The organism is Spirillospora sp. NPDC046719 (genome assembly GCF_040645715.1).
Classification (GTDB): domain Bacteria; phylum Actinomycetota; class Actinomycetes; order Streptosporangiales; family Streptosporangiaceae; genus Spirillospora.
This window is the reverse complement of record NZ_JBEYYT010000505.1, coordinates 1-6094: the sequence shown is the minus strand read 5'-3', so window position 1 is coordinate 6094 and position 6094 is coordinate 1. Positions and strand designations below refer to the sequence as shown.

Here is a 6094-nt window from a genome sequence, read left to right as displayed (position 1 = left end):
GCCCGCCCCGGCGCGACGAGCACGAGCGGCGGCGCGACGAACGGGAGCGCGAGCGGCCCGAGCGGGAGCCGCGGGCGGCGCACGACGAGCGGGACCGGCGGGCGGCGCGGGACGTCCCGGAGCGGCCGGACGACCTCGCGGCGGGCGAGCTGGCGGCGGCGCTGACCAGGAAGTCCGTCCGCGCCGGCCGGGACCTGATCGGCGGCGTCCTCAAGCGGCTGCCGGGAATGTGAGGGGGAGCGATGCCGGAACCGGAACGGAAACCGGATGTGGAGATCGGCGCCTCCGTGAAGGCGGACGAAGTCGTCTTCCGCGAGACGCCGGAGGTCACCGAGCGGGCGGGCGCCGAGCCGGAAGGCGAGTCCGGCACCGACACCGACCGGCGGAACCTGCCCCGGCCCGCGAAGCCGAACGTGACCTACCGCGACGTCCGCGTCTCGCACCGCCTGAGCGCACGCCTGACCGGCGCCGACCCGGCCGACGAGCCGGATGCCGACGAGCCGGCCGAGAACGAGCCGGCCGAGGACGGGTCCACCGAGCGCGACGGCGACGAGCCCGGCGGCAGGTGACGTCGCCCGGGGCCGGGACCCGCAGGCCCCGGTCCCGAACCGGACGTGACGGGACGGTCAGGGCGCGGACGCTCCGGCGGGCTGGTGCACCTGCTTCGCGGCCTCCAGGGTCTCGCGGAGGTGCGTCTCGGCCTCGTTGCTGAGGGAGGTCTGCATCACCTCGCCGCCGTACTCGGCGATCTGCGGGATGACCCGGTCCGGCGTCACGGAGATGACCAGCAGGAACAGCACCGCGCCGCCGGGCTGGAGCTTCGCGCCGACCTCCCGCATGAACGAGTCGTCCACCCCCACGTCGGTCATCGAGCCCCCGGCGGCCCCGGCGGCGGCGCCGACCGCCGCGCCGACCAGCGGCGCGAAGAACAGCATGCCGAGCAGGCCGCCCCACACGCCGCCCCACAGGGCGCCCGTGCGCGTGGTGCTGTGGATCTGGTGCAGCTTGATCTTCCCGTCCGGCCGCTTCTCCACCACCGCGGCGTCGCCGAGCGTGATCAGCTTCCGGCGCTGCATGTCGATCAGCCGGTCGCGCACCGTCACGGCGGTGTCCACGTCCGGGTAGGCGACGGCGATCAGATCGCTCACGGCATCCCCCGATGCTCCGGCGCCAGGGGTGCCCCCGCTGGCGCTCCGATATGCCTTTGATGCCATCTTCGCTGTCTTATCGCCAAAGAACTGCAATCCATTGGCATAGAAGCCTTTTGTGCCATTTGTCGCCGTTAGCATGGGGATCATGACGGCGCCCGCAGGTCCTCCCGTGGACGACCGGCTCGTCTCCTGGTGGGGGTCGCTGGAGCGGAGGTCGCCGGAGTCCATCACGACCGTCGTCCTGCACGCCACGGAGATCCCGACGCTGGCGGAGGCATGGGACTTCGCCGAGCGGAGCGCCGCCGGGACCGAGGACGGGACGGGGGTGTGCGGCCACCTCTACGTCGACCGCGACGGCGGCTGTCACCGCTTCGTGCCGCTCGACCGGGTCGCCGCCCACGCCGCGGGCCACAACACCCCGTCGATCGGGATCGAGCTGGTCAACACCGGCCGCCATCCCGACCATTTCCATTCGCGGTCGCAGAACCCGTCCGAGGACTTCCCGCCGGAGCAGACGGCCGCGCTGATGGACCTGCTGACCGTCCTCACGGAGACCCACCCGGCGCTCGTCCGCCTGGTGCGCCACAGCGACCTGGACCAGGGGATGGTCCCCGCGTCGGACGATCCCGGCGTGCTGGTGCGGCGCCGCATCGACCCCGGCCCGCGCTTCCCCTGGGACGACGTCCGGCGCCACTGGGAGCGCCTGACCGGCACCGCCCCCGCCTGACCCGGCCCGCAGACCCCGCCTGACCCGGCCCGCGCCCGATCCGGGGCGTGGACGCCGGCTAGCCCGAATCGGCGGAGGCGGGGGCGCGGCGCCCGAACCGGGACCGCAGGTCCGCGTCGACCTCGGTGAAGTCGCGCTCCTTCGTCTCCGGGACGAAGCGGCTCACGAAGACCCAGCCGAGCCCCGCGATCACCGCGAAGATCCAGAACGTCTCGCCCTGCCCGATGACGGTCGCGATCGGCAGGAAGACCAGGCTGACCACGAAGTTCGCCAGCCAGTTCACCGCGGTGGACGCGCTGGACCCGGCGGCGCGGGCGCGCGGCGGGAAGATCTCGCCGATCAGCGTCCAGAACACCGGCCCGGTCCCGACCGCGTACCCGGCGATGTACAGCACCATGAACACCAGTGACAGCCCGGACGACCAATCCGCGACGAACGACAGCCCGAGAAGCGCCATCATGACCGTCATCGCGCCGAGCGAGAACAGCAGCAGCGGGCGCCGCCCGGCCCGGTCGATGACGCGGATCGCGACCAGCGTCATCACCAGGTTGATGACGCCGATGGCGAGCGAGTAGACGATCGAGTTGGACGCGCTCAGCCCGCTCTTCTCGATGATCGTCGGGGCGTAGTAGATGATCGTGTTGATGCCGCCGAACTGCTGCACGGCCGCCAGGGTCAGCCCGACGACCAGCGCGGGCCGGACGTCGGCGGCGAGCAGCGTCCGCCGGCCGGTCCGCCGCCCGTCGTCCCGCCGCGCCCTGTCCCGCTCGTAGCGGTCGAGGAGCCGGTCGGCGGTGGCCTCGTTGGTGACGGAGGCGACCAGCCGCCGCGCCTCGGCCCGGTCCCCGCGCGCGGCCAGCCAGGCGGCGGACTCCGGCAGCACCCACAGCGACGCCGCGACGATCACCGCCGCGGGCACCGCGCCGACCCCGATCATGGCGCGCCAGTCGCCGGCCCCGGAGAACGCGAGGTTGGTCAGGTAGGCGACCAGGATGCCGATCGTGATGAGCAGCTGGTTGAGGGTCAGGGTGCGGCCCCGGATCTCCTTGGGGGAGATCTCCGAGAGGTACACCGGCACGGTCGCCGACGCGCCGCCGACCGCGAGGCCGAGGACCAGCCGGCCGACCACCAGCATCGCGTAGCCGGTGGACAGGACGGCGATGACCGTCCCGACCAGGAACACCAGCCCCTCCAGGCCGAGGATCCTGCGGCGCCCGATCCGGTCGGCGATCCGCCCCGACCCCATCGCGCCCGCCATCGCGCCGAGCACCAGCACGCTGACCACGCTGGACTGCTCGAACGCGTCGAGCCCGAAGTCGGTCTTGATGTACAGCAGCGCCCCGGAGATCACCCCGGTGTCGAAGCCGAACAGGAACCCGCCGACCGCGATCAGGACCGCCCAGAGCCAGATCTTGCGCAGCCCGTCCGGCGGGACCTCGGAGAACGGCCCCTCGTAGACCGTCGCGGTGGAGAACGCCTGCACGTCAGGCCCGCCGCCCGGCCGCGCGCGGTCGGCGGCCCGCGGCCGCCCGGATCGTCGCCATCGCCGTTGACCTCCCCGATCGGCGCCGGTGCCGATCAGGCCCTACCCTCCGTGATCACCGGCACACGCACCGGTCGCACCGCGGGGGCGCGGTCAGTACGGCAGGCGGGCCTCCGCGGCGCCGTCCTGCGCCGAGACGCCCTGCTCGGTGACCCAGACGGCGATCTGCGCGCGCGAGGAGAACCCGAGCTTGGACAGGATGTGCTCGACGTGCGAGTCGGCGGTGCGCTTGGCGATCGTCAGCCGCTCGGCGATGTCGCGGTTCGACAGCCCCTCCGCGACCAGCGCCGCGACCTGCAGCTCGCGGTCGGTGAGCGGGCAGGCGTCCGGCGCGGGGCCGTCCGCGGCGCCGCCCGGGTCGGGGGCCTCGGGGGACGGGGGCTCGCCGAGGGCGTCCCGGAGCGCCTCCGCGGGCGCGAGCCGCCCGCCCTCCTCGAACGCGGCGCGGTACCGCCGCTCGCCGAGGGCCTCCCTGGCCTTGCCGATGTGGATCTCCCGCAGCATCGCGTGGTGCGGGCCGAACCACGCGGTCTGGGTGGACTCGCGCATCCGGTCGGCCGCGCCGAGCAGCCGGACCGCGCGGACGTACTCGCCGCCGCTGCACAGGCACCCGGCGATCGCCTCCAGCCCCAGCGTCATGCCCAGCTCGTCGCCGAGGTCGCGCTTGATCCGCAGCGACCGGCAGAGCCGCTCCAGCGACGCGCCGAGGTCGCCCGCGAGCCACAGCGCCAGCCCGCACACGAGCATGCCGTAGGACCGCACCCACAGCTCGCCGTGCTCCTCGCCGATCCGCGCGCCCTGCCCGGCGTGCGCGACCGCCGCCGGGTAGTCCCCCTTGAACAGGTACGCGACGCCGCGGAAGACCTCGACGAGCAGGAAGAGCACGTCGCCGCCGGCGGCGTCCTCGCTCACCTCGTCGGCGGCGCCGAGCAGCCGCAGCGCGAGGTCGACGTCGCCGGCGAACAGCGCCGCGACGCCCTGGCACGAGACGATCAGGGCCGCCGTGTCGGCGTCCCCCTCGGCCCGCGCCTGCACCAGCGCCCGGTCGAGCAGCTCCCCGGCCGCGTCCAGGTCGTTCTGCAGGGCCATCGTCAGGGCCGCGACGCCGAGGAACGCCGACCAGCCCTCCCCGGTGGTGTCGCGGGTCTCCAGCAGCCGGTCCATCCAGTGCCGGCACTCGCCCGCCATGCCGTGCAGCATCCAGAGCCGGCCGAGCGCCTCCATCGCGTCCCGGATCGTCGCGGGCTCGGCGGTCGGCAGGACGTGGCCGAGCAGCGCGCGGATGTTGGCGCGCTCGCTGCCGAACCAGGCGAGCCAGCCGACCTGCCCGGCGCCGGCCAGCTCGGCGCGCGCGACGCGCAGCCGCCCCGCGTACCAGTCGAAGCAGCGCCGCCTCAGCCGGGTCTCGCCGCCCTGCGCGGCGAGCCGCTCGACGCCGTACTCCCGCAGGCTGTCGAGCATCCGGTACCGGACCTGGCCGCCGCGGTCGGCGCGCTGCACGATCGACTTGTCCACCAGCCCGGTGAGCAGTTCGACGACGTGCTCGGCGGGCAGGTCGTCGCCGGAGCAGACGTGTTCGGCGGCGTCGAGCTCGAAGTCGCCGGCGAACACCGACAGCCGCGCCCACAGCAGCCGCTCCCCGGCCGAGCAGAGCGCGTGGCTCCAGTCGATCGCGGCGCGCAGCGTCTGGTGCCGCGGGACGCTCGTCCGCACGCCGCGGGCCTGGAACAGGCGGGTGCCGAGCCGGCTCAGCACCTGGTCCGCCGAGAACGTCCGCAGCTGCACGGCGGCCAGTTCGATCGCCAGCGGGATCCCGTCGAGCCGGTCGCACAGCCGGACGACGGCGTCGCGGTTGCCGCGGGTGAGCGTCCAGCCCTGGACGGCCGCGGCGGCGCGCTCGGCGAACAGCTTGACCGAGTCGCACTCCTCGGCGTCCGCGCGGTCCGGTTCCGGCCGGCCGAGCGGCGCGACCGCGATGGTGTGCTCGCCCAGCACGTCGAGCGGCTGCCGGCTGGTCGCGAGCACGCGCAGCCCCGGCGCGCTCCGCAGCAGCGCCTCGGTCAGCGCGGCGCACTCGTCGAGCAGGTGCTCGCAGGTGTCGAGGACGAGCAGCACCCGCCGGTCGGCGAGATGGTCGGCCAGCCGGGACGCGGCGGGCTCGCCGCCCTGCTCGACGAGGCCGAGCGCGTCGCAGACCGCCTGCGCCAGCAGCGACGGCTCGGACAGCCCGGAGAGGGCGACGAAGTACACGCCGCCGTCGAACGCGTCGCGCGCCCGGGTCGCGGTGCGGACCGCGAGCCTGGTCTTGCCGACCCCGCCCGGTCCGGTGAGGGTGACCAGCCGGTGCCCGTCGATCAGCCGCCCGACCTGGTCGAGCTCCGCCTTCCGCCCGACGAAGCTGGTGAACTCCGCGGGGAGTCTTCCCGTCTGCCGTTCCAGCGTCATGTTCAGCGGCACGCCGTCTCCGAGTCTGTTCCCGCCGGACGCCCGGCAACCAGAGGGGACCTTTGGAGTGTAGTCGCGGTGCTACGGAAGGCGACCGAAAATCGGTACCGGAATCCGTTCATCTACCGATGGCGGATCCGGGCCGCTCCACCAGGATGGGCTTCGCCGCCGGCGGGCCGGGTTGCGGGGGGGCCCCCCCCCCCCCCGGCCGGACCCCCCCCACCCCCC

The 6094-nt window shown here is 74.3% G+C and carries 6 protein-coding genes; 3 read left to right on the top strand and 3 right to left on the bottom strand.

Translation table 11 applies throughout. From position 1 onward, the window contains the following. Positions 1 to 233 (top strand): hypothetical protein (locus ABZ914_RS44385; RefSeq protein WP_500200739.1); only part of this gene is annotated, 233 nt, incomplete at its 5' end. A 9-nt stretch (positions 234 to 242) separates the two neighbouring features. Next, complete coding sequence (locus ABZ914_RS44380) at positions 243 to 569, top strand: hypothetical protein (protein WP_500200738.1); 327 nt, start codon at positions 243 to 245, stop codon at positions 567 to 569. Between the two features lie 57 nt (positions 570 to 626). Here ABZ914_RS44380 and ABZ914_RS44375 read toward each other — a convergent pair whose 3' ends face one another. Beyond that, on the bottom strand, positions 627 to 1148 hold the full coding sequence (locus tag ABZ914_RS44375) for a DUF1269 domain-containing protein (protein WP_500200737.1): 522 nt from the start codon (positions 1146 to 1148) through the stop codon (positions 627 to 629). Positions 1149 to 1296: 148 nt separating this feature from the next. Between ABZ914_RS44375 and ABZ914_RS44370 the strand changes: the two genes are divergently transcribed. After that, complete coding sequence (locus tag ABZ914_RS44370) at positions 1297 to 1878, top strand: N-acetylmuramoyl-L-alanine amidase (protein ID WP_500200736.1); 582 nt, start codon at positions 1297 to 1299, stop codon at positions 1876 to 1878. Between the two features lie 58 nt (positions 1879 to 1936). On the opposite strand, the gene ABZ914_RS44365 is transcribed toward ABZ914_RS44370, so the two are convergent. Both ABZ914_RS44365 and ABZ914_RS44360 read right to left on the bottom strand, forming a co-directional pair. Then, positions 1937 to 3361, bottom strand: coding sequence for a sugar porter family MFS transporter (locus ABZ914_RS44365; RefSeq protein ID WP_500200735.1), 1425 nt, complete (start codon positions 3359 to 3361; stop codon positions 1937 to 1939). Positions 3362 to 3514: 153 nt separating this feature from the next. Further along, entirely contained in the window at positions 3515 to 5878 is a 2364-nt protein-coding gene (locus ABZ914_RS44360) for an ATP-binding protein (protein WP_500200734.1), read from the bottom strand. Positions 5879 to 6094: the final 216 nt, after the last annotated feature.